This is a genomic window from Actinoplanes awajinensis subsp. mycoplanecinus (genome assembly GCF_001509495.1).
GTDB lineage: Bacteria > Actinomycetota > Actinomycetes > Mycobacteriales > Micromonosporaceae > Actinoplanes > Actinoplanes palleronii.
Map to the genome: position 1 here is coordinate 300,727 of NZ_LLZH01000318.1, position 23,292 is coordinate 324,018.

18 protein-coding genes are annotated in these 23,292 nt (G+C 72.1%); 11 read left to right on the forward strand and 7 right to left on the reverse strand.

The genetic code is table 11. The features are described from left to right. Window positions 1-128 precede the first annotated feature (128 nt). Window positions 129-1,220 (reverse strand): glycine cleavage system aminomethyltransferase GcvT, encoded by a 1,092-nt coding sequence (gene gcvT, locus ADL15_RS42860; RefSeq protein WP_067704759.1) that lies wholly within the window; start codon window positions 1,218-1,220, stop codon window positions 129-131. A 119-nt stretch (window positions 1,221-1,339) separates the two neighbouring features. Between gcvT and ADL15_RS42865 the strand changes: the two genes are divergently transcribed. Then, on the forward strand, window positions 1,340-2,872 hold the full coding sequence (locus ADL15_RS42865) for a leucyl aminopeptidase (RefSeq protein ID WP_067704761.1): 1,533 nt from the start codon (window positions 1,340-1,342) through the stop codon (window positions 2,870-2,872). A 25-nt stretch (window positions 2,873-2,897) separates the two neighbouring features. Here ADL15_RS42865 and ADL15_RS42870 read toward each other — a convergent pair whose 3' ends face one another. Next, window positions 2,898-3,218 (reverse strand): hypothetical protein, encoded by a 321-nt coding sequence (locus tag ADL15_RS42870; protein ID WP_067704766.1) that lies wholly within the window; start codon window positions 3,216-3,218, stop codon window positions 2,898-2,900. Window positions 3,219-3,380: 162 nt separating this feature from the next. Here ADL15_RS42870 and lpdA point away from each other — a divergent pair, with 162 nt between their 5' ends. The 5 genes from lpdA to lipB all read left to right on the forward strand — a co-directional run bounded on the left by lpdA (window position 3,381) and on the right by lipB (window position 10,262). Beyond that, window positions 3,381-4,772, forward strand: coding sequence for a dihydrolipoyl dehydrogenase (lpdA, locus tag ADL15_RS42875; protein WP_067704767.1), 1,392 nt, complete (start codon window positions 3,381-3,383; stop codon window positions 4,770-4,772). Window positions 4,773-4,869: 97 nt separating this feature from the next. After that, window positions 4,870-6,669, forward strand: a complete 1,800-nt coding sequence (gene sucB / locus ADL15_RS42880) for a 2-oxoglutarate dehydrogenase, E2 component, dihydrolipoamide succinyltransferase (protein WP_067704769.1) — start codon at window positions 4,870-4,872, stop codon at window positions 6,667-6,669. Window positions 6,670-6,789: 120 nt separating this feature from the next. Further along, a complete protein-coding gene (locus tag ADL15_RS42885; RefSeq protein ID WP_067704771.1) occupies window positions 6,790-7,707 on the forward strand; it encodes a TIGR01777 family oxidoreductase in 918 nt (305 codons plus the stop codon). A 30-nt stretch (window positions 7,708-7,737) separates the two neighbouring features. After that, window positions 7,738-9,618, forward strand: a complete 1,881-nt coding sequence (locus ADL15_RS42890; protein WP_067704772.1) for a DUF2079 domain-containing protein — start codon at window positions 7,738-7,740, stop codon at window positions 9,616-9,618. A gap of 14 nt (window positions 9,619-9,632) precedes the next feature. Further along, on the forward strand, window positions 9,633-10,262 hold the full coding sequence (lipB, locus tag ADL15_RS42895) for a lipoyl(octanoyl) transferase LipB (protein ID WP_067704775.1): 630 nt from the start codon (window positions 9,633-9,635) through the stop codon (window positions 10,260-10,262). Here the strand turns inward: lipB and ADL15_RS42900 are convergent. Continuing rightward, the gene (locus ADL15_RS42900; protein WP_198171261.1) at window positions 10,246-11,436 is read right to left on the reverse strand and encodes an outer membrane protein assembly factor BamB family protein; all 1,191 of its coding nucleotides are present in this window, start codon (window positions 11,434-11,436) and stop codon (window positions 10,246-10,248) included. The genes lipB and ADL15_RS42900 overlap by 17 nt on opposite strands. Window positions 11,437-11,478: 42 nt before the next feature. Beyond that, on the reverse strand, window positions 11,479-12,735 hold the full coding sequence (gene aspS / locus ADL15_RS42905) for an aspartate--tRNA(Asn) ligase (protein WP_067704782.1): 1,257 nt from the start codon (window positions 12,733-12,735) through the stop codon (window positions 11,479-11,481). A gap of 361 nt (window positions 12,736-13,096) precedes the next feature. On the opposite strand from aspS, the gene lipA reads away from it, so the two are divergent. Beyond that, window positions 13,097-14,020, forward strand: a complete 924-nt coding sequence (lipA, locus tag ADL15_RS42910) for a lipoyl synthase (protein ID WP_373872826.1) — start codon at window positions 13,097-13,099, stop codon at window positions 14,018-14,020. Between the two features lie 111 nt (window positions 14,021-14,131). Here lipA and ADL15_RS42915 read toward each other — a convergent pair whose 3' ends face one another. The 3 genes from ADL15_RS42915 to ADL15_RS53650 form a co-directional block, all read right to left on the reverse strand. Next, on the reverse strand, window positions 14,132-14,389 hold the full coding sequence (locus ADL15_RS42915) for a hypothetical protein (RefSeq protein ID WP_067704787.1): 258 nt from the start codon (window positions 14,387-14,389) through the stop codon (window positions 14,132-14,134). 286 nt (window positions 14,390-14,675) lie between these two features. Next, window positions 14,676-17,630 carry a helix-turn-helix transcriptional regulator gene (locus ADL15_RS42920; protein ID WP_232344897.1) on the reverse strand — a complete coding sequence of 985 codons (2,955 nt, stop codon included), beginning with the start codon at window positions 17,628-17,630 and terminating at the stop codon, window positions 14,676-14,678. Window positions 17,631-17,674: 44 nt separating this feature from the next. Next, entirely contained in the window at window positions 17,675-17,836 is a 162-nt protein-coding gene (locus tag ADL15_RS53650; protein WP_157441959.1) for a hypothetical protein, read from the reverse strand. 174 nt (window positions 17,837-18,010) lie between these two features. Between ADL15_RS53650 and ADL15_RS42925 the strand changes: the two genes are divergently transcribed. From ADL15_RS42925 to ADL15_RS42940, 4 genes are all read left to right on the forward strand, one after another. Continuing rightward, window positions 18,011-18,703 (forward strand): DUF4191 domain-containing protein, encoded by a 693-nt coding sequence (locus tag ADL15_RS42925; protein ID WP_067704790.1) that lies wholly within the window; start codon window positions 18,011-18,013, stop codon window positions 18,701-18,703. 64 nt (window positions 18,704-18,767) lie between these two features. After that, window positions 18,768-20,414, forward strand: coding sequence for a right-handed parallel beta-helix repeat-containing protein (locus tag ADL15_RS42930; protein ID WP_067704795.1), 1,647 nt, complete (start codon window positions 18,768-18,770; stop codon window positions 20,412-20,414). Window positions 20,415-20,471: 57 nt separating this feature from the next. After that, window positions 20,472-21,893 carry a type VII secretion protein EccE gene (locus ADL15_RS42935; RefSeq protein WP_067704797.1) on the forward strand — a complete coding sequence of 474 codons (1,422 nt, stop codon included), beginning with the start codon at window positions 20,472-20,474 and terminating at the stop codon, window positions 21,891-21,893. After that, window positions 21,890-23,155: a hypothetical protein gene (locus tag ADL15_RS42940; protein WP_198171262.1), complete on the forward strand. Its 1,266-nt coding sequence runs from the start codon at window positions 21,890-21,892 to the stop codon at window positions 23,153-23,155. Before ADL15_RS42935 ends, ADL15_RS42940 begins: the two co-directional genes overlap by 4 nt. Window positions 23,156-23,292: the final 137 nt, after the last annotated feature.

Genomic DNA, 23,292 nt, shown 5'->3' on the forward strand with positions numbered 1-23,292 from the left:
CGGGAGACGCGTCGCGGTCCGGGGTGGCTGCGGTGTCGCGGCGGCCTCACGGGCGGGACGTGGCTCGTAGCCTACGGACGTGCGCCCGGTATTCGTACCCTATGGGGTTTTTATGGGGAAGCCTGCCGTCAGCGGACGGACGTCTGGACGAACGGGGGTTTGACCAGGCGGGCCTCGGTCCGGCGGCCGCGGATGTCGATCTCCACGAGGGTGTCGTCGGCGAGCGGTGTCGCGGTGTCGATCAGGGCGAGCGCGATGCCGATCTTCTTCGTCGGGGAGAACGTGCCGCTGGTGGTCTCACCGACCTGGACGCCGCCGGCGAAGACCGGCATGTGGCCGCGCGGGATGCCGCGGCCGGTGAGTTCCAGGCCGCGCAGCTGGCGGCGCGGACCGGCGGCCTTCTCGGCGAGCAGCGCGTCCCGGCCCCAGAAGACCGGTTTTGACCAGCCGACGGCCCAGCCGGAGCGGGCCTGCACCGGGCTGATCTCCAGGGAGAGTTCCTGGCCGTGCAGCGGGTAGCCCATCTCGGTGCGGAGCGTGTCGCGGGCGCCGAGGCCGCACGGGCGGACCCCGGCGGTGATCAGCGCGTCCCAGACCGCGGTCGCCGCGTCCCACGGGATGACCAGTTCGTAACCGTGCTCACCGGTGTACCCGGTCCGGCACACGATCAGTTTCACGTCGCCGAGGGTGGCCTCGGTGAACGACATGTAGCCGTGGTCGGCGGGCAGGCCGAGCTTGCCCAGCACCTCGGCGGAGTGCGGGCCCTGCACGGCCAGGATCGCGAACTCGCGGTGCTGGTCGGTGACGGTGACCCCGGCCGGCGCGGCGGCGGCCAGGCGGCGCGCGACCTCGGCGGTGTTCGCGGCGTTCGGGATCAGGAAGACGTCGTCCGGGCCGTAGAGGTACGCGATCAGGTCGTCCACCACGCCGCCGGTCTCGTCGCAGCAGAGCGTGTACTGCGCCTTGCCCGGCTCGATCCGGCCCAGGTCGTTGGTCAGGCAGGAGTTCACGAAATCGGCCGCGCCGGCGCCGCTGACCCGGGCCTTGCCCAGGTGTGACACGTCGAACACGCCGGCCGCCTCGCGGACCGCGGCGTGCTCGCGCAGGACGCCGCCGTCGGCGTACTCCAGCGGCATCTCCCAGCCGCCGAACGGGGCGAGTTTCGCGCCCAGCGCGACGTGACGGTCATGCAGCGGGGAGCGGAAGAACTCGGCAGACATGAGACTCAACTTACCGGTGACCTTGCGCCTCGTTAGAGTCGCGGGGAATACCACTGATTCCCACCAGCCGGGAGCACGCCACCAGCGGGCTCCGGCCCCGACGTCCCGGAGTGACCCGAGTGACCCAGCCCAGCCTCAGCCTGGTCGACACCGACCCGGCCGAATTGGCGGTCGATGCCATCGTCATCGGCCTGCACAGCCAGCCCGACCAGGACGGCGCCCTGCTTCCGGCGTCCGGCGCGGAGAGCATCGCCGCGGCGTTCGACGGCAAGCTGACGTCGACGCTGGCGCTGCTCGGCGCGACCGGCGCGCCGGGTGAGGTGACCAAGCTGGCCACCCTCGGCACGATCGCCGCGCCGCTGGTGGTCGCGGTGGGCCTCGGCGACGAGCCGTCCGGCTCCGCCCCCGACCTCGAGACCCTGCGCCGGGGCACCGGCGCCGCGGTCCGCGCGCTGGCCGGCAGCGGCACCGTCGCGCTGGCCCTGCCGCTGCCCGACGACGCGGACGCCCCGAACGTGCTGCGCGCCGTGCTGGAGGGTGCGCTGCTCGGGTCGTACCGGTTCGCCGGTTACAAGACCAAGCCGGCCAAGGGCCGCCGCGAGCCGGTGACCGCGCTGCAGGTGTACGTGCCGGACGCCGCCGACACGGCCGCCGCGGCCGAGCTGACCCGCGCCGGTGTCGTCAGCCGCGCGGTCCGGCAGGCCCGGGACTGGGTCAACATGCCGCCGAACGAGCTGCGCCCGGCGGGCTTCGCCGACCTGGTCGCGGCCGCCGCCACCGAGGCCGGGCTGGCCGTCGAGGTGCTCGACTTCGACCAGCTCAAGGCCGGCGGGTACGGCGGCATCGTGGCGGTCGGCCAGGGTTCCGAGGCACCGCCGCGGCTGGTCAAGCTGACCTACGTGCCGGAGGGCGTGACCGAGCCGAAGCGGGTCGCGCTGGTCGGCAAGGGCATCACGTTCGACACCGGCGGCATCAGCATCAAGCCGGCCGCCGGCATGTGGGAGATGAAGTCGGACATGGCCGGTGCGGCCGCGATCGGCGCCACCATGCTGGCCATCGCCGCGCTCAAGCCGGGCGTCGCGGTCTCCGGCTACCTCGCGATCGCGGAGAACATGCCGTCCGGGTCGGCGTACCGCCCGGGTGACGTGATCACCATGTTCAACGGCAAGCGGGTCGAGGTGTTCAACACCGACGCCGAGGGCCGCATGGTGCTCGGTGACGCGATGGCCCGGGCCTGCGCGGACGGCGCCGACTACCTGTTCGAGGCGTCCACCCTGACCGGCGGGCAGGTGATCGCGCTGGGCAAGCGGATCGCCGGCCTGATGGGGTCGGAGGCGGCCACCACGCTGGTCAAGACGGCCGGCGACGCGGTCGGCGAGCCCGGCTGGCCGATGCCGCTGCCGGACGACGTGCGCAAGGGCATGGAGTCGGAGATCGCCGACATCTGCCAGACCAACTCGAGCCTGGACCGGGCCGGGCACATGCTGCAGGGCGGCGTGTTCCTGCGCGAGTTCGTCACACCGGGTGTGGAGTGGGCGCACATCGACATCGCCGGGCCGGGGTACCACTCCGGCGAGGCGACCGGGTACTGGACCAAGGGCGGTACCGGCGTGCCGATCCGTACCCTGCTGCGCGTGGTCGAGACCCTCTAGGACGCACCGGCGGCGCCCGGCCCGATCAGGCCGGGCGCTGCTTCTGCCGGGCGTTGTAGTCGCGCATCCGCTGCGGGTAGCCGAGCAGGTGGACGTCGTAGATCGGCAGCGAGAGCTGCAGCGCGAAACGCCGGGCGACCTCGGGCGACGAGATGCGCCGCCGGGTCCACTCACCGTCGTGTGCCACGAGCAACACGGTGGTCTCGGTCACCGTGGTCCGCGGCTCGACGAACGCCTCGACACCGCGCCGAGTGCGGACGAATTGCGTAAGGTGATCGAGATCGGCCTGATTAACCGGTCGTCCGCCGGGCCCACTGGATCGCGGGCGACGCCGAAACCACGCCACTGCTCCTCCTCACGCTGAATCCCGCAAGGGTACGACAGCCGACGTGTTGTGGGGCACCTGGCTGCATTGAGCGGGCCTACAAGTGACAAGATGTCCGAGACGGGACTGTGACCGTTTCCATTGTGTGACCCACATGGCGACGACTCGACTACTGGAGTCAACGTGAGCCAGCCGAACGGCGGAACCTTCGACATCGTCATCCTCGGCGCGGGCAGTGGCGGGTACGCGGCCGCGCTGCGTGCCGCGGAACTGGACCTCTCCGTAGCGCTGATCGACAAGGCCGAGGTCGGTGGTACCTGCCTGCACCGCGGCTGCGTTCCGACCAAGGCGCTACTGCACGCCGCGGAGATCGCGGACCAGACCCGGGAGAGCGAGCAGTTCGGCATCAAGGCCGACCTGGTCGGTATCGACATGGCCGGGGTGAACTCGTACAAGGACGGCGTGATCGGCCGCCTCTACAAGGGCCTGCAGGGTCTGCTGGGACACAACAAGAACATCACCCTGGTGGCCGGGGCCGGCAAGCTGGTCGGCAAGGACACCGTCGAGGTGGACGGCAAGCGCTACACCGGCCGCAACGTGATCCTGGCGACCGGGTCGTACTCGCGTTCGCTGCCCGGCCTCGAGGTCGACGGCACGCGGGTGCTGGCCAGTGAGCACGCCCTGAAGCTGGACCGGGTGCCGAGCTCCGCGATCGTGCTGGGCGGCGGCGTGATCGGCGTCGAGTTCGCCAGCGTCTGGAAGTCGTTCGGCGCCGACGTGACCATCATCGAGGCCCTCCCCCGGCTGGTCGCCGCGGAGGACGAGGACATCTCGAAGCAGGTCGAGCGCGCGTTCCGGAAGCGGAAGATCAACCTCAAGGTCGGCAAGCCGTTCGAGAAGGTCGAGAAGACCGAGAACGGCGTCAAGGTCACCATCGCCGGCGGCGAGACCCTCGAGGCCGAGATCCTGCTGGTCGCGGTGGGCCGTGGCCCGACGACCGCGAACCTCGGGTACGAGGAGCAGGGCGTCACCCTGGACCGCGGCTTCGTGATCACCAACGAGCGCCTGCACACCGGCGTCGGCAACATCTACGCCGTCGGCGACATCGTGCCCGGCCTGCAGCTCGCGCACCGCGGCTTCCAGCAGGGCATCTTCGTGGCCGAGGAGATCGCCGGCAAGAACCCGGCGGTCATCGACGAGGTGGGCATCCCGCGCGTCACCTACTCCGACCCCGAGGTCGCCTCGGTGGGTCTGACCGAGGCCAAGGCCAAGGAGAAGTACGGCGCCGACAAGGTGACCACGTACAACTACAACCTCGGCGGCAACGGCAAGAGCCAGATCCTCAAGACCGCGGGCTTCGTCAAGCTGGTCCGGGTCGAGGACGGCCCGGTGGTCGGCGTGCACATGGTCGGCGCCCGGATGGGTGAGCAGGTCGGCGAAGCTCAGCTGATCTACAACTGGGAGGCCTTCCCGGAGGAGGTCGCTCAGCTCGTGCACGCCCACCCGACGCAGAACGAGGCACTGGGCGAGGCTTTCCTCGCGCTCGCGGGCAAGCCCCTGCACGCGCACAGCTGATTCGATCGCGTTTCCTGAGGCTGATCCACGACCGAGGTCGTGCATATGGTCTCCACGTCGTGAACACGCCTCATTGCGTTAAGGAGTTTGGGGAAAAATGCCGGTATCGGTAACCATGCCGCGGCTGGGTGAGAGCGTCACCGAGGGCACCGTCACGCGCTGGCTCAAGCAGGAGGGCGAGCGCGTCGAAGCCGACGAGCCGCTGCTCGAGGTCTCCACCGACAAGGTCGACACCGAGATCCCGTCGCCCGCCGCGGGTGTGCTCACCCGCATCGTGGTCGGCGAGGACGAGACCGCGGATGTCGGCAGCGAGCTGGCCGTCATCTCCGGGGACGGCGAGGACGCCGGCGCGTCCGCGCCCGCCCCCGCCCAGGAGTCGGCGCAGGAGCCGGAAGCGGAGCCGGAACCCCCGGCGCCGACCACCCCGTCGACCGAGAAGCCGGTCGAGGCGGAGGCGCCCGCGCCGCAGGCCTCCGGCGGATCCGCCGAGGGCACCGCGGTGACGATGCCGGCGCTCGGCGAGAGCGTCACCGAGGGCACCGTCACCCGCTGGCTCAAGGCCGTCGGTGACACCATCGAGGTGGACGAGCCGCTGCTCGAGGTCTCCACCGACAAGGTCGACACCGAGATCCCGTCGCCGGTCGCCGGCACCGTCCTGGAGATCAAGGTCGCCGAGGACGAGACCGCTGACGTCGGCGCCGTGCTGGCCGTCATCGGCTCCGCGTCGTCGGCCCCGGCCGCCGCCGCGCCCGAGCCCGAGGCGAAGCCGGCTCCGGCCGCCGAGGCGAAGCCGGCCCCCGCGCCGGCGCCGCAGCAGGCCCAGCCGAAGATCGAGACGGCTCCGGCGCCGCAGGTGGCCCGGGCTCCCGAGCCCAAGCCGGCCGCGCCCGCGCAGCCGGCCGCTCCGGCCGCCGAGACGGTCCAGTCGAACGGCGCCGGCGACGCCGGTTACGTGACCCCGCTGGTCCGCAAGCTGGCGACGGAGAAGGGCGTGGACCTGTCCTCGCTGACCGGGACCGGCGTCGGAGGCCGGATCCGCAAGCAGGACGTGCTCGACGCCGCCGAGAAGGCCGCCGCCGCCAAGGCGCAGGCTGCCGCTCCGGCTCCGGCCGCTGCTGCACCGGCCGCCGCCGCGACCGACACCAAGGCCGCCGCCAAGCCGGAGCCGAGCCCGCTGCGTGGCCGCACCGAGAAGCTGACCCGGATCCGGGCCACCATCGCCCGCCGCATGGTCGAGTCGCTTCAGGTCTCGGCGCAGCTCACCACGGTCGTCGAGGTGGACGTCACCAAGGTCGCCAACCTGCGCAACAAGGCCAAGGCCGCGTTCCAGGCCAAGCACGGCGTGAAGCTCACCTTCCTGCCGTTCTTCGCCCTGGCCACGGTCGAGGCGCTGCAGCAGCACCCGGTGGTCAACTCCTCGATCGACGTCGAGGCGGGCACGGTCACCTACCACGGCGCCGAGCACCTGGGTGTCGCGGTGGACGCGCCGAAGGGTCTCGTCGTCCCGGTCATCAAGGACGCCGGCGACCTGAACCTGGCCGGCCTGTCCAAGCGGATCGCGGACGTCGCCGAGCGCACCCGGAACAACAAGATCGGGCCGGACGAGCTCGGTGGGGGCACGTTCACGCTGACCAACACCGGCAGCCGTGGCGCGCTCTTCGACACGCCGATCATCAACCAGCCGCAGGTCGGCATCCTCGGTCTCGGCGCGGTCGTCAAGCGCCCGGTGATCGTCAACGACCCCGAGCTCGGCGAGATCATCGCGCCGCGCTCGATGGTCTACCTGGCGCTGAGCTACGACCACCGGATCGTGGACGGTGCGGACGCCGCCCGCTTCCTGGGCACCATCAAGGAGCGTCTGGAGGCCGGCCACTTCGAGCCGGATCTGGGCCTCTGAGGTAACTGACAACAAAAGCCGGGGGTGACGCTCACCCCCGGCTTTGTCTTTACGGCAACTCAGTGTCTTTAAGGCAACTCAGTGTTTTGGGATCGGCGATCTTCGGGAAAGGGTCGGAACATGCGGATCGTCATGGCCGGTGCCTCGGGCTTCCTCGGAGTCCGACTCACCGAGCGGTTGCGTCAGAGCGGCCACGAGGTCCACCGGCTGGTCCGGCACCCGGCTACCCGGCCCGACGAGGCCACCTGGGATCCCGCCCAGGGCCGCCTCGACGCGCCGGTGCTGTCCGGCGCGGACGCGGTGATCAACCTGGCCGGCGCGAACATCGGCGCGCACCGCTGGACCGCGCGCTACAAGAACGTGCTGCGCGCCAGCCGGGTGGACACCACCGACACCCTGGCCCGGGCGATCGCCAAGCTGCCCGACGGGGAACGCCCGCGCACCCTGCTGCAGGGCTCCGCGGTCGGCTGGTACGGCGACACCGGCAACCACGAGGTCATCGAGGAGGCGTCGGCCGGCACCACGTTCCTGGCCGACCTGTGCCGGATCTGGGAGGCCGCCGCCCGTCCCGCCGAGGACGCCGGCACCCGGGTCGTGCTGCTGCGCACCGCGCCGGTGCTGGACCGGCAGGGCTCGCTGCTCAAGCCGCTGCTGCCGCTGTTCAAGCTGGGTGGCGGGGCGCGAATCGGCGGCGGACGGCAGTGGATGTCCTGGATCGCGCTGGCCGACTGGCTGGGCGCCGTCGAGTTCCTGCTGGAGCGCGAGGACGTGGCCGGCCCGGTCAACCTGGTCTCCGACGTGCAGTGCACCAACCAGGAGTTCACCAAGGCGCTCGCTCGCCAGGTGCACCGCCCGGCACTGCTCGCCGTGCCCGGCCCGGTCATCGATCTGGTGCTCGGCGAGCTGGCCGGTGAGGCACAGCGCAGCCAGCGGGCGGTTCCCGGCGTACTGCGCAATGCCGGTTTTTCCTGGACGTACCCGGACATCGAGTCCGCGCTGGAAGCGGCACTGCGCGCGCAACCGACGTTCACCCGCTGATCTACAGCGGGCGCTGCTAACCTGCGCGTGATGTCCGTCGCCGCCCCTGCCCCCGCCGCGTCCGCCGATCCCCCCTCCGAGCCCGCCAGCGCGCCCGGCACTCCACCGCGCGTGTGGCGAGCCCACCTGATCATGGCGTTGGTCGCCCTAGCCCTCGCGGGCTACGTGACCAACGGCCTGTGGTCGGATCCGTACACCCACGTGCTCTCCGACAACGTCGGGGACCAGGCGTTCTTCGAGTGGCTGATGGGGTACGGGTACTACACCGTCACCCACGGCGCGGATCCGTTCTTCACCGACCTGCTGAACGCTCCGCTCGGCGTCAACCTGGCCGCGAACACCTCGATCACGGTCTACACGGTGTTGATGACGCCGCTGACCCACCTGGCCGGGCCGCAGGTCAGCTTCGTGACCGTGCTGACCCTGAACCTGGCCGGCTTCGCCTTCGCGTGGTACCTGTTCCTGCGCCGCTGGCTGGTCCGCAACGCCGGCGCGGCCGCGGTGGCCGGGCTGTTCTGCGGCTTCGCCCCCGGGTTCATCTCGCACGCGAACGGCCACCTGAACTGGACGGCCGGCTGGGTCGCCCCGGTGGTGCTCTGGCAGGTGCTGAAACTGCGTGAGCCGGGCCGCTGGCTGCGCAACGGCATCGTGCTCGGCCTGCTGCTCGCGATGGGCTTCTCGATCGCCGCGGAGGGGTTGTTCTACACCGCCCTGGCCAGTGGCGTGTTCCTCGGCGTCTGGTCGCTCGGCAAGGCCGTACGGGACGAGGCGCGGGCCGCGCTGCCCACCGTGGCACGGGCGCTGGGTGTGGCAGCGGTGGTCGCCGGGGTGCTGCTCGGCTATCCGCTCTACATGCACTTCGCGGGGCCGCAGACGTTCTCCGGGACCGGCTTCAACCAGCGGTTCTTCGTCGAGGACCTGGCGTCCTACCTGTCCTACCCGACCCGCTCGGTGGGCGCGTTGTTCGGGCTGCACAGCGATCTGGCCCCGAACCGCACCGAGGAGACCTCGTTCTTCGGCATCCCGATGCTCCTGCTGATCGTGGTGTCGTTCGTGCTGCTCTGGCGGCGGGCCGACCCCGGCCGCCGGGCCACGCTGCGCGCCGTCGGCGTGGTCGGCCTGGTCTTCGTCGTGCTGTCCTGGGGCCCGCGGCTGCTGATCAACAAGCACGAGTACGACATCCCGATGCCCTACGCGGTGCTCGCCTACTTCCCGCTCTTCGACGCGGCGCTGCCGGTCCGGTTCGCGCTCGTCGCGGTCGGGGTGATCGGCATCCTGCTGGCGCTGATCGTCGACCAGCTGATCAGCCGGCGGATCCCGCTCGGCGGGCTGCACGCCGGGCTGTCCGCCGCGGTCGTGGTCAGCCTGCTGCCGCTGATCCCGCTGCCGCTGGTCACCCAGCACCGGGCTGCCGAGCCGGCCTTCATCGCGAACGGCACCTGGAAGAACTACGTCCCCGAGGGCGGGACGCTGAGCGCGCTGCCGATGGCGATGAACGTGTCCGCGGACGGCCAGCGCTGGCAGGCGTACACGATGGCCCGTGGCGGCCGGCAGTTCCGGATCCCGGACGGCTACTTCCTCGGCCCGCAGACCACCGGCGAGCTGGGCCGCAAGCAGATCGGCCGGATCGGCGCGCCACCACTGGCCACCGACTGGCTGTTCCTGCGCGCCGCCTGGTACGGCTACGTCACCCAGCTGAGCAACGCGGATCGCGCCCAGGCCCGGTCGGACTTCGCCTACTGGGGGCTGGACGCGGTGTTCCTGCCCCCGGAGATCACCGGCTCGGACCACCAGACGCTGGACCGCAGCGCCGTGGAGACCACCGCCCGGGACCTGCTCGGTGAGCCGGAGCAGGTGGACGGGGTGCTGGTGTGGCGCATCCGGCGCGGGGTGGATCCCGTCGACAGGTGAGTAGGCTTGCCGGCGTGACTTCCTCCGTAATCACCGTTCTGCGCCCGGGGCTGGTCGACTACCGCGACGCGTGGGACGAGCAGAAGCGACTGCACCAGGCGGTGGCCGACGGCACCCAGCCGGACACCATCCTGTTGCTGGAACACCCGAGCGTCTTCACCGCCGGCAAGCGCACCGAGCCGGCCGACCTGCCGTTCGACGGCACCCCGGTGGTCACCGTCGACCGCGGCGGCAAGATCACCTGGCACGGTCCGGGCCAGCTGGTCGGCTATCCGATCGTCCGGCTGCCCGCCCCGGTCGACGTGGTGGCGTATGTCCGGCGCACCGAGCAGATGCTGATCGACGTCTGCGCCGAGTTCGGTGTGGCCACCGAGCGGGTCGAGGGCCGCAGCGGCGCCTGGGTCCGGGCCACCGACGGCGGGCTGGACCGCAAGATCGCCCAGATCGGGATCCGGGTGGCGCGCGGCGTGACCCTGCACGGCTTCGCCCTGAACGTCGACTGCGAGCTGGCCAACTTCGACCGGTTCGTGCCGTGCGGGATCCGCGACGCCGGTGTCACCTCGCTCAGCGCGGAGCTGGGCCGGCCGCTGACCGTGGCCGAGGTGCTGCCGGTGGTCGAGCGGCACCTCACGACCCTGTTCTAGACACCTGCCAGACGGCTGTGCCGCCGTTGTCGGGACAGGCCACGAAGTCCCCGGCGGCGGTGCAGGCGTAGGGCAGTACCCCGGGCAGCACCCCGTAGGTCCGGCCGGCCCGCAGGTCGGCCACCTCGGTCCGGGCGGCGCCCGCCCGCAGCATCAGCCCGCCGGTGACCTGGCCCCGGCCGAGCTTGGCGATGACCTGCCCGGTGCGCGGGTCGAGCGTCATGATCCGGCCGTCCGGTGCCCGGGCCACCCCGTCGGTGTAGTCGGTCACGCCCGGCACGCTCCAGCGCTTCGCCCCGGTGGCCGGGTCCAGCGCGGTGATCCCCCAGCCGCCCAGGACGCAGAGCAACTCGCCGCAGGCGGTGGCCTCGGTCGGCATCCCGACCAGGGCCGGGACCGGCCAGGCCGGGGTCAGCCCGGGCAGGGTGTAGGCGGTCACCGAGTTCGGGACGAGGACGTAGACGCGGTCACCGATGACCCGGACCGCCTGGACGCCTTCCTGCTCCGGTGACTGGTTGAACGACCCGGTCGCCAGCACCCGCCCGGTCGCGGCGGAACGCACCCGCACGTTCCCGCTATCGTCGATCATGACCAGGTTCCGGCCGCTCGCGTCCAGCGTCGCGGCGGTCACCTGGCCCTTCCGGGTCCACAGGATCCGGCCGGTCTCCACGTCGGCCAGGCGCACCGTGTCGGAGCCGTCGGATTCGCCGAGCAGCACCCGGTTCCCGGCGACCTTCAGCCCGCTCCACTCCGTGGTCGGCCAGCGCTCTTTCCCGGTGGTGGCGTCCAGGACCGCCATGCTGACCTGGCCGCTGATCACCAGCACCGAACCGATCCGGGTCAGCGTGAAGGTCTCGGTCACCGACAGATTGGACGCCGGCGCCCGCCACGACGGCGCGCCCGGCGTCAGCGCCCGGGCCACCACCTCGACACCGTCCTGCTCGGTCTTGCCCGCGTGCACGGTGTAGAGCGTCGACGGCGTGAGCAGGGCGGCCAGACTCGATCGGCCGCCGGTGTCGGCCACCCTCGGGAACACTCTCGCCTTGGCCGGCGCGGCCGCGGCGCCGAGCAGGAGCAGCACGGCAGCCGCGATCGCGACACGGAACGTCCGCCACGGGACCGGGCGAGCCGACTCGGGCGCCGGGGCCGGGGTTGCATCGAGGTCGATGAGCACCCGCACAGTCGACCGCGCCGGGTGTCAAACCACGGTGAGTTACTAGGGCGTGACCCGGTGCGGGTCGCGCGGGAACGCCGTGACCTCGCGGACGTTCGCGGCCCCGGTCAGCCGGGCCACCAGGCGCTCCAGGCCGATCGCCCAGCCACCGTGCGGCGGCATGCCGTACCGGAAAGCGTCCAGATAGCCCCGATAGGCCGCAAGCGGCTCGCCGGTCTTGGCCAGCGCGGCCTCGTAGTCGGCGTACCGGTGCAGCCGCTGACCGCCGGTGACGATCTCCAAGCCGCGGAAGAGCAGGTCGAAGCCGTTCGACCAGGTCGGGTCGGCCGGGTCCGGGTGGGTGTAGAACGGCCGTTTGCGCATCGGGTAGCCGGTCACGAAGACGAACTCGGAGCCGTGCTCGCGCCGTGCCCACTCGCCCAGCGCCCGCTCGTGCGCCGGGGCCAGGTCCGGCTCGTCGGCCGGCGCCCCGGCGATCGTCAGCGCCTCGGCGAAGTGCACCGCCGGGATCTCGGCCGGCACCTCCGGCGTCTCGTGGCCGGTCCGTGCCACGATCTCGCCGACCATCCCGGCGAGCGTCCGGGTCAGCGCCGCCATCACGTCCCGGTGGTCGGTGATGAAACCCATCTCCGCGTCCAGCGACGTGTACTGCGTCAGGTGCCGCGCGGTGTCGCTGTTCTCGGCCCGGAACACCGGCCCGACCTCGTAGACCCGCTCGAAGACGCCGACCATCATCTGCTTGTAGAACTGCGGCGACTGCGCCAGATAGGCGGGCCGGCCGAAATAGTCCAGCCGGAAGACGTTCGCGCCGGACTCGGTCGCCGACTCGACGATCTTCGGGGTCTGTATCTCGACGAACCGCTGTGCTTCCAGCGCGGAGCGGAAGCCGGCGGTCGCGGCCGCGGCGATCCGCAAGGCCGTTCTCCGGGCCGGATGGCGCAGAGCCAGAGCAGCGTGGTCCAGCTGGGCGGGCAGGCCCGCGGTCAGCGCGGGTCGATGCAGTTCAAAAGGCAGGGGTACGTCCACAGCCGCGTGTACACGGATCTCCGGGCCGGTCAGCTCGACGCCGCCCGGTGCCTGTGGGTTCGGAGTGACGGTGGCGGTGACCGCCACGACGCTCTCCTCGGTGAGCGCCTCGGCCCGCGCCGGGTCGGTGAGCACCACCTGGGCGAGCCCGGCGGCGTCCCGGAGGATCAGGAAGGCCACCGACTTCAATCGGCGGACGCGATGGACCCAGCCTTCGACGAGGACTTTCTCGTACGGGTGGGCGGCCAGGTCGGTGGAGAGGATGCGTTGCACGGCGGGGTGCCTCCTCGGGTGTCGGCAACGCGGCCCCAGGGAGGTGTGGGCGAGCGGGAAACCTCGCGGTACCACCACACCTTCGCGCCCCGTCGGTGCCGGGGCGCCTCTTGTCGAACTCGGTTCCGGGGTGTCTTCACGCTCCGGCGCTGGGCCACCTTCACAGCTCGCGGTGGCTCTCTCGGCCGGCGGATCGGAGCGTTACTCGGTCCCGTCATCACCGTGCCCAGGATGTTAATTTTTCTCATCCGGCAGGTGCCAACGATTTTCCGGATCAGGGTGACTGCGGTCACAGCTAACGTCACCGTGAGCCTCGTCGCCCCTACACCGCGACCGGGGGTGGCGGGCGTATCTTCGGGTTGTGACTATTGCTCCCGAGGGCCGCCGCATGCTGCGCATCGAGGCGCGCAACGCCGAAACTCCCATCGAGCGGAAGCCGCCGTGGATCAAAGTCAAGGCGAAGATGGGTCCTGAGTACACCCAGATGCGCGGGCTGGTCCAGAAAGAGGGCTTGCACACCGTCTGTCAGGAAGCCGGCTGTCCCAACATCTACGAGTGCTGGGAAGACCGCGAGGCCACCTTCCTGATCGGCGGCGACCAGTGCACCCGGCGCTGCGACTTCTGCCAGATCGACACCGGCAAGCCGGCCGAGTTCGACGCCGACGAGCCGCGCCGGGTCGGTGAGTCCGTCGCCACCATGGGCCTCAAGTACGCCACCGTCACCGGTGTCGCCCGCGACGACCTGCCCGACGGCGGCGCCTGGCTCTACGCGGAGACCGTCCGCCAGATCCACAAGCTGCTCCCCGACTGCGGGGTCGAGCTGCTGATCCCGGACTTCAACGCCGAGCCCACCCAGCTCGCCGAGGTCTTCGGCGCCAAGCCCGAGGTGCTCGCGCACAACGTCGAGACCGTCCCGCGGATCTTCAAGCGGATCCGTCCGGGCTTCCGCTACGAGCGCTCCCTCGACGTGATCACCCAGGCCCGCAAGGCCGAGCTGGTCACCAAGAGCAACCTGATCCTCGGCATGGGCGAGGAGCGCTCGGAGATCTCCACGGCGCTGCGCGACCTGCACGCGGCCGGCTGCGAGCTGATCACCATCACGCAGTACCTCCGCCCGACCCCGCGGCACCACCCGGTCGAGCGGTGGGTCAAGCCGGAGGAGTTCGTCGAGCTCCGCGAGGAGGCCGAGGCGATCGGCTTCGCCGGGGTGATGAGCGGGCCGCTGGTGCGCTCGTCGTACCGGGCCGGGCGGCTGTTCAAGCAGGCGCTCGAGGCTCGCGGCTGACCCGCTCCTCACTGCTTCTCTGCTTCTCATACGGACCACGAAGGCCCGCAACCGCTCCAGGTCATCCGTTGCCTGGCGCAGTTGCGGGCCTTCGCCCGTTCCGTCGGGCGTTCACTTCTTGGCTTTCTTGCCCTTCTTCCCGGTGTCCTTGCCCTTGTCCTTGCCTTTGCCGGCGCGCTCCCGGCGGAACTCGGCGAGCCGGCGATCGGTCTCCGCCTCGGCAGCGGCCACCTCGGGGAACATCACCGGGTAGAGGAACACCGCGAAGATCGCGATGATCGGCGCCACCCAGGCCCACCAGGGGATGCCGGAGTCCGGCCCGAACAACGCGTCGACCACCTGGTAGGCCACGTCACTGGCGTTGTCCATCACCGGCCCCCGAGGGACGAACGGAACTTGTCGTACATGACGGCTCCCTAAGCTGTTGGTCGGATCCCAATATCGGGCCGCCACCAGCCAGGATTAGCCTTCCCACCCACCCCCGGAAGCTGCCACCAACCAGCAACCCACAAGCGTGTGAAGTTACGGCGCGCTCCGCACCCCAACTCCCCACACAACGTCGACCCCCGGATCGCGTGGGGACTTTCGGTTCGCTCCGCACCCCAACTCCCCACGCAACGGCGGGTTGCCCGGCGATGTCCCGTGGCCGCTGGCGTCAGGTGGTGAGGAGGCCGAGGCGGTGGGCCACGGCGGCGGCCTCGACGCGGTTCGTCACCTCGAGTTTCGCGATGATGCGGGAGACGTGGACGCTGGCGGTCTTCGGGGAGATGAACAACCGCTGGGCGATCTGGCCGTTGCTCTGCCCCTCGGCGACCAGCCGGAGGACCTCGCGCTCCCGGGCGGTGAGCACGTCATCGGCCGGCTGGCCGGCGCCGGCCGGGCGGACCCCGAGCCGGCGGGCCAGCGTCCGGACCTCGTCGAGCAGTGGCACGGCGCCCAGCCCGGTGGCGATCGTGGTGACCTCGGCGAGGGACGCGGCCGCCGCGGCACGGTCGGCGGCGTTCGCCTCGGCGCAGCGGAGCAGCGCGGAAGCCAGCTCGAACGGCTGCCCGTCGACCCGCCACGCGGCCACCGCGGCGCACCACAGCTCCGCGCTGCCGGCCGGCTCGACACCGCCGGGCCGCTCGGCGATGACGGGTGGCTCGGTGCCGCTGGCCAGCTCGGCCTTGACCTGGGCGGCGCCGGCCAGCTCGGCCGGGTAGCGCCGTGGCAACCGGTCGGCGGCCCACCGGACCCGGCCGGCCACCTGCTCGACCTCACCGGCGGACACCGAACCGGGCGCCGAGGTGGCCGGGCGCCGGGCGGGATCCCGGGACCGGGCCACGGTGTGTGCAGCCACGGCCAGGACCTGCCAGGCATAGCGCGGCCGCTCCAGCAGGGCCGCGTCGTGCAGGGCGGCGTCGGCCGCCGCGAGAGCGCCGGCCATGTCGTCGGCGGCCAGGGCGGCCCGGATGCGCAGCTCGTGCATCCAGAGCTTCTTCTCGCCGGGCACATACGGCTTGCCGGACAGACCGACCGCCCGGGTGAGCAGCGGCTCCGCCCCGGGATGGCCGCGGGCCAGCCGCAACCGGGCCCGCAAGCGCAGCCACGGCAGCGCCATCAGACCGGGCGGGTCCTGCCGGGCGGCCTCGGCCAGCCGGGCGTCCGCCTCGTCCCAGCGGCCCAGCGCCAGCAGCGCCTCGGCCTGGTTGGACAACAGGTAGACGCCGGTGGTGCGGGCCAGGCCGTACCGGCTGGCATACGGAACGCCCTCGGCCGCGGCGGCCGCGGACTCCTCGTAGCGGCCCAGCTCGAACAGCACGTCGGAGACGTTGATCAGGCCGCGGGTCAGGGCCGGGTCGTCGCCGCGGGAGCGGGCCTGCTCGACCGCGGTGGTCAGCACCGGCAGGCCGTCGGCCGCGGGCAGCCGGCCGGCGCACACCTGGCCCTTGGTGATCTCGGCCCAGACCTGCGGAGCGGCGTCGCCGAGTTGGCCGGCCGACGCGCGGACGTGCTCGGAGATCCGGTCGACCTCGTCACCGTCCATGCTGGCGAACATGTATGCCACGTCGCCGAGCAGCTCGGCCCGGTCGGCCGCGGGCGGGGCCGCGGCGAGCAGACGGTACGCCTCCTTGGACTCGGCGAAACCGTCGCTCTTGCCGGCGTTGCGCAACAGTTTGGCCCGCCGCACCAGCAGCCGGGCGGCGCGCAGCGGCTCGGCGTCGGCGTCCAGGTCGCCGAGCGCGGCCCGGGTCAGGCTCAGCGCCCGGTGCAGCTCGCCGGACTCGATCGCGACGAGCGCGGCCTCCTCCAGCAGGTCGAGGTGGCAGGCGCCGAGCAGCTCGGCCGCCTCCGGCACCTGCTCCCACAGCTCCAGCACACGGGCGAGCAGGCTGGCCTGCTCCGCGTACGCAAAACGGCGGCACGCCTCGTCGGCCGCGTGTTTCGCAGTGACCAGGGCCCGCGGATGGTTGCGGGCCGCGTGCCAGTGGTGGGCGATCTCGGCGGGCGCCCGGCCCGGCGGCACCAGCTGCGGGTCGGCCTCGATCGCCTCGGCGTAGCGCGCGTGCAGGCGGGTGTGCTCGCCGGGCAGCAGGTCGTCGTGCACGGCCTCACGGACCAGCGCGTGCCGGAACTCGTAGCCACCGTCCGGGTCGAACGTGACCAGCTGGGCGGCGACCACGACGCGCAACGCGGACTCCAGGGTCACCTCGTCGACCCCGGCGACCCGGGCGATCAGCTCGTGGCCGAGCTCGGCACCGCCGACCGCGGCCGTCCGCAGCATCCGCTGGGCCGGCTCCGGCAGCAGGTCGACCCGGGAGAGCAGCAGGTCGCGCAGGGTTTCCGGGATGTCGGAGCAGGCCGGGTCGGCGGTGGCGGCGAGCTGCTCGATGAAGAACGGGATGCCCTGGGCACGCCTGCTGATCGCGTCCACGGTGCGCGGCGCGGGCTCGCCGCCGAGCAGGTGGCCGAGCAGCTCGGCGGTGCCCTCCCGGTCAAGCCGGTCGATCTCCAGGCGCTGCACGCCGCGGACCCGCTCCAGCTCGGCCAGAAACGGCCGCAGTGGATGCCCGCGATGCAGCTCGTCGGTGCGGTAGGTGGCCAGCAGCAGCATCCGTGGCGCGCGGGCCGACCGGGCCAGGAAGCCGATCAGATCGCGGGTGGACCGGTCGGCCCAGTGCAGATCCTCCAGGACCAGCAGCAGCGGCCGCTCGGCGCTGAGCCGCGCGAAGAGCGCCCCGACCAGCTCGAACAGCAGGCCACGGTGCGCCTCGCCGAACTCCGACGCCGGGCCGAGCTCGGGCAGCAGCCGGGCGAAATCGGACTCCCGCCCCTCGAACACCGTGCGCCCCTCGCCACGGACCAGCTCGCGCAGGGCCGCCGCGAACGGCGCGAACGGCAGGCCCTCCTCGCCCAGCTCCAGGCACTGGCCGGTGAGCACCCGGACCGGCTCGCCGGCCAGGCCCCGGGTGAACTCCTCGACCAGACGGGTCTTGCCCACGCCCGCCTCACCGCCGAGCAGCAGCACGGCCGGCTCGGCGGCGCGCACCCGGCGCAGCGTCTCGCGCAGCGACGCCAGGTCGGCCTCCCGGCCGACCAGGATCTCGCTGTGGCCGCCCACCGTCGTCATGAGGTCGAGCATGCCACGCGGGTCCGGCAGAACATTCAGACCGATCATGCCGGTCGGCACACCGGACGGGGCCGCCGGGCGAACAGCCGCCAGGACCGGTGCGGCCGTCCACCGGCGGCTTCCCGGGCGCGCCGGTAGGCGTCGGCCTCCCGCCGCAGCTCGTCGGCGTGCAGGTTGGCCAGGCTCAAATTGATCTCGGGGATCATCTCCGCGCTCCTTGCGAGTCGTGTCGTCTTCCTGCTGACATCGACTCTTCGCGCGAAGGCGGACCCCGGGCATGGGTACGCCGCCCGATATCCGGGGCCGGCACTGCCTTACTACGACGTGTCCGGGTGCCCGGGCCGCCGTAAGGTACCTGAGTCCCACTACACTTTCCGGCTATGGCAAAACCCCAGGAGAAGGTGTCGTTCGTCGAGCGCCTGAAGCAGATCGGCCAGGTGTTCACGTTCACCGCGAAGCAGGACAAGTGGTTCGTCCCACTGGTCGCCGCAGCGGTGTTGATCCCGGTCGCGCTGACCGTGATGGCGGTGCTTCTGGGTTGGGGACTGCTGTGGATCCCGGTCGGTGTGCTGGTCACGCTGCTGGCCGTGCTGATCGTGCTGAACCTGCGCTCGAACGCGGCGATGATGAACGTGGCGGAGGGCCAGCCCGGCGCCGCCGCCTCGCTGATGGAGAACATGCGTGGTGACTGGCGGGTCCGCCCGGCGGCCAGCTCGACCACCCAGTTCGACATGGTGCACGTCGTGATCGGCCGGCCCGGCGTGATCCTGCTGGCCGAGGGCAACCCGCAGCGGGTCCGCGCCCTGCTCGGCCAGGAGAAGAAGCGCCTGTCGAAGGTGATCGGCAACGCGCCGCTCTACGACTACGTGATCGGCTCCGAGGAGGGGCAGCTCCCGGTCCGCAAGCTGCGCACCACCATGCTGCGGCTGCCCCGCAACCTCACCGGCAAGGACGTGAACGCGCTGGACAAGCGGCTCGGCGCGCTGATGGCCCGGCCGCAGATGCCGAAGGGCGCGATCCCGAAGAACATGCGGCCCGGCGGCAAGGGCATGCGGCAGCAACGCCCGCGCTGACGCCGCCGCTCCTTCCCGGTGGCCCCCGCCACCGGGAGCGTGAACGGGCGTAAGGAGTAGCTCCGTGTCCAGCATCCTGGCGGTCCCCGGCACCTACCCCACCATCCGCGACGCGTTGGAGGTCGCGCCGGACGGCGCGGTCGTCACCATCGCCCCGGGGACCTACCGGGAACGCATCGAGCTGCACGGACGTCGTCTCACGCTGCGGGGCACCGGCGAGCCGGGCACCGTGGTCGTGGACGCCACCGGCCTGGACGGGCCGGCGCTGGCCGTCCTCGGCGGTGAGGTCACCGCCGAAGGGCTGGACCTGACCTCCGGCGAGCATCATCACGCGATCACCGCGACGAACGCCCGGCTGACCGCCCACAAGTGCCGGCTCTCCGCCGAGCGGGGCGACGGTCTGCAGGCCACCGACAACTCCACGGTCGATGCCACCGGGGTCCAGGTCCGGCGTGGCCACACCGGCCTGGTCTACTCCGGCTCCAGCGGCACGGTGGAAACCTGCGAGATCCGCGAGGTGCACGACGGGGTGGTCGTCGGGCTCGGCGCCAACCCGGTGATCCGCAAGACCACGATCGCCGGGTGTGACGGCCGCGGGATCTACATCTATCAGTCCAGCCGGCCCACCATCGAACACTGCGACGTCTCCGGCACCCGCGACGCCGGAATCGTGATCGCCAGTGGCAGCTCGCCGCACATCCGGGAGACCTTCGTCCACCAGACGACCGGCTCCGGCATCGTGATCGGCCCCGGCTGCACCAGGGTCGTCGTCGAGCAGTGCCGGGTCGAGGACACCGCCGAGCCGAAGGTCAGCCTCGGCGCGGGGGCACAGGCCACCGTGACGCTCAAGGAGAGCAACCCGGCACCCCTGGCCGGTTCCGGTCAGGACGCCGCCGAGTTGGAGCGGCTGCTCGCCGAGCTCGACGCGATGATCGGCCTGATCGGGGTGAAGGACGAGGTCCGGGCGCTGATCGACGAGATCCAGGTGAACGAGTGGCGGCGCAGCGCCGGGCTCTCGGTCGGCGCGGCCAGCCACCACCTGATCTTCACGGGGGCTCCGGGCACCGGTAAGACCACTGTCGCCCGGGTCTACGGCCGCCTGCTCAAGGCGCTCGGGGTGCTGCCGGACGGGCGGTTCCGCGAGGTGTCCCGGCGTGACCTGGTCGGCCAGTACATCGGGCACACCGCGGAGAAGACCACCTCGGTGTTCGAAGAGGCGATGGGTGGCGTGCTGTTCATCGACGAGGCGTACACGCTGTCCCGGGCCGGCGGGGCCAGCGCCGACTTCGGCCAGGAGGCGATCGACACCCTGGTCAAGCTGATGGAGGACCACCGGGACCAGGTCGCGGTGATCGTCGCCGGGTACACCCGGGAGATGCTCGACTTCCTGGACGCCAACTCCGGTCTGGCCTCCCGGTTCGCCAAGACCATGGAATTCGAGAACTACGGTCCGGACGAGCTGGTGCTGATCGCCAGCCGGATCGCCGAGAACGACGACTACGTGTTCGCCCCCGGTCTCGCCGAGGCGCTGCACGAGCACTTCTCGCAGATCGAGCGGGACCGCAACTTCGGCAACGCGCGGGAGGCCCGCAAGCTGCTCGAGGGGATGCGCAAGGCGCAGGCCGGGCGGCTGCGGGCCCTGGGCCGGATGCCCAGCCGGGACGATCTGACCGCGCTGGTCCTCGAGGATCTGTTGGCCGCGACCCGCTGAGCCGGCCGCTCCAGGACATAGAGTGGGATCGCTACCGGGCGCGTGGGGAGGCGAGCGGTGAATCCTGGCGAAGGTCAACCGGGGCAGGCGTACGGTGCCGCCGCGCCGTCACCGCCCGGCATCCCCCAGCACGTCGTCACTCCCCCGCAGGCGCACGCCACCGCCGCCGCCACTCCGCTGCGCCGGGTCGGTGCCCAGGCCCGCGGCAGCGTCCCGGTGCCCCCGTCCGGCGTGCCGCAGGCGTCCGCCGCCACGCCCCGGCAGATCGCCGCGAGCCAGGCCGACGCGGCCGCCGACGCCGGGGTCCGCGCGATCCCGCGCCGCGGCCAGGTCGGTCCGCTGAGCCTCACCCAGATCGTGGTCGCCGAGCTGTCCGTGCTGGCCACCGTCGCGGCCGCGCTGCAGGGTCCGCTGCCCGCGCTGATCGCCGGTGGTCTCGGGCTCACCCTGATCGTGGTCTTCTTCGCCCGGCAGCGAGGCCGCTGGTGGCTGGAGCACCGCCAGATCGCCCGCCACCATGCCCGTCGCCGCGCCGCCAGGTTGGCGACCGGTTCCGGTCCGGTTCTGGCCGCGCTGCGCACGATCGCTCCCGGCCTCACGGTCCGCGACATCGAGGCCCACGATGGGGTACGAGCGGGAGTCGCCAAGGACGAAGCCGGCTGGTTCAGCGTCGTCGCGCTGTCCCCGGCTGCCCCGATGCACCACGACGCCGCGCCGATCCCACTGGACGCGCTGGTCAGCGTGCTGGCCGCGACCGAGCAGCCGGGTGTGGTGCTGGAGCTGGTCACGCACACCGTGCCGGCTCCGAGCCCGGACGTGCACGCGTCGTCACCGGCCGGGTCGTCGTACCGTCAGCTGGTCGAGACGCTCAGCCCGGCGCCGGTCCCGGCGCACCGCGAGTCCACGATCAGCGTCCGGGTGGACGCCCGGGTCCTGGCCGAAGCGCTCTACGACCACACCGCCGACCTGGAGGCCGCGGCCGCGCTGGTCGCCGGCCTGGGGCGCAAGGTGGCGACCAGCCTGCGCCGGGTCGGCATCGACTGCCGGGTGCTGGACGCCGGTGAGCTGCTGGCCGTGCTGGCCCGGTCCTGCGACGTCGAGGCGGGTTCGCTGGCCGAGGGCTCCCAGGTCGACGAGGAGTGGACGCACTGGCGGTCGGCCCGGCTGGTGCACCGGACGTACTGGGTGAAGACCTGGCCGACGTCGGCCGGTGAGATCGGGTCGCTGTTCGCCTGGGCGGCCACCGCGCCGGCCGCGCAGACCAGTGTGGCGCTGGTGCTGAACGCCGCCGCCGACGGTGACGACGTGGCGGTGCGCGCGTTCGTGAGGCTGGCCACCCGGCCCGACGCCGACCTGGACGCGCTGGACCGGGTGCTGGTGGAGGGCGTGCGCCGGGTCGGCGCCGAGTTGCAGCCGCTGGACGGCGAGCACGGACCGGCCGTCTTCGCCACGGCACCGACGGGAGGCGGAGCAGGATGAGCCATCCGGACCGGGAGGACCCCTGGCGGCCGAACCCGCCCCAGGACGCCGCAGACGACCAGCCGCAGACCCCGCAACAACCCGGCCCGCTCCAGCCCGGCCCACCCCAGCCGGATCCGCCGCACCCGCAGGCTCCCCCGCTGGGGCCGTTCCCACCCCGGCAGGCGCAGTTCCCACCGGGACAGCTCGCCGCGCCGGGTCAATTCCGCCCGGCACAGCCCCCGCCGCCGGGACCAGCCGCGACGCCCGGACAGTTCCCGCCGGGGCAGGCCGCGGCGCAGGGACAGTTCGCGCCGGGACAGGCCGCGCCGCAAGGACAGATCCTGCCGGGGCAGGCCGCGTTGCAAGGGCAGGTCGCGCCGGGGCGGGCGGTGCAGGTTCCGGCGCAGCTGGGGGCGCGGCAGGACACCGTTGACGTGACCGGGCGCCGGCTGGGCGCGCCGCAGCTGACCGACGCCCCGCCGGCCGGCGCGCAGAGCCGGGCGCTCGCCGCGGCGCAGCCCGCATACGGCCCGCAGGACGACTCACCGCCGGACGAGCCGCCCGAGGAGGACGACGACACGCGCACCGGGCCGTCCGGGAAGACCTCGCCACTGCACATCGGCTGGCACGCGATCTCCCGGAAGACGCTGCGCCGGGTGACCGTGACCCCGTCGGCCGGCGCCGGGCTGATCCTCGGCCGGGACCGGCAGAACGCCCCGGTGCCGCTGCACCTCTTCGCACCCGAGCCGGTGCGCATCGCCCTGGTCGGCGGAGTGTGGGCGGCACAGTTGCTGATCTTCCGGGCGTTCGCACTGGGTGCCCGGGTGATCGTGGTGACCACCGAGCCGCGGGCCTGGGCCGGCTTCGGTGAACGCGCGACCGGCCAGTACAACCGGCTCACCGTACACAGCAGCGATCAGGGCGCGGCGCTCACCGGCACCGCGCAGATGCCCACCCTCGCGGTCTACGACCTGGGCCTGACCGGCCCGGCCACCGCACCGCCGCTGGGACCGTGGCGGACCCAGCTGACCATTCTGCGCCAACTGGACCGGCCCGGCCTGGCCGCGCTGCAGGACGCCCAGCTGACACTGCTGCAACGACTCGGGGGCGACGAGGCCGCGCTGGCAACGTCGACGCTGAAGCTGCGCCCGCACAGTGGACAGTTCCTGCAGTTCATGGCGGACGACATGCTCGCGCTGATCGGCGAGGGCACCGACCGGTACCTGTTCCTCGGCCAGACCCCCACCGAGCAGCAGTTCATCGGCCTGCCCCGCCGCTGACCCACCGCGGACGTCTGCCCCGCGCGGTCCGCCGGGACCCGCATCCGCGCCGCGGTCCGCAGTGGGCCGCGACCTCGCGCGAGACCACCACGGGACGCGGCTCGTAGCCTACGGACGGGCGCTCGGTATCCGTACAA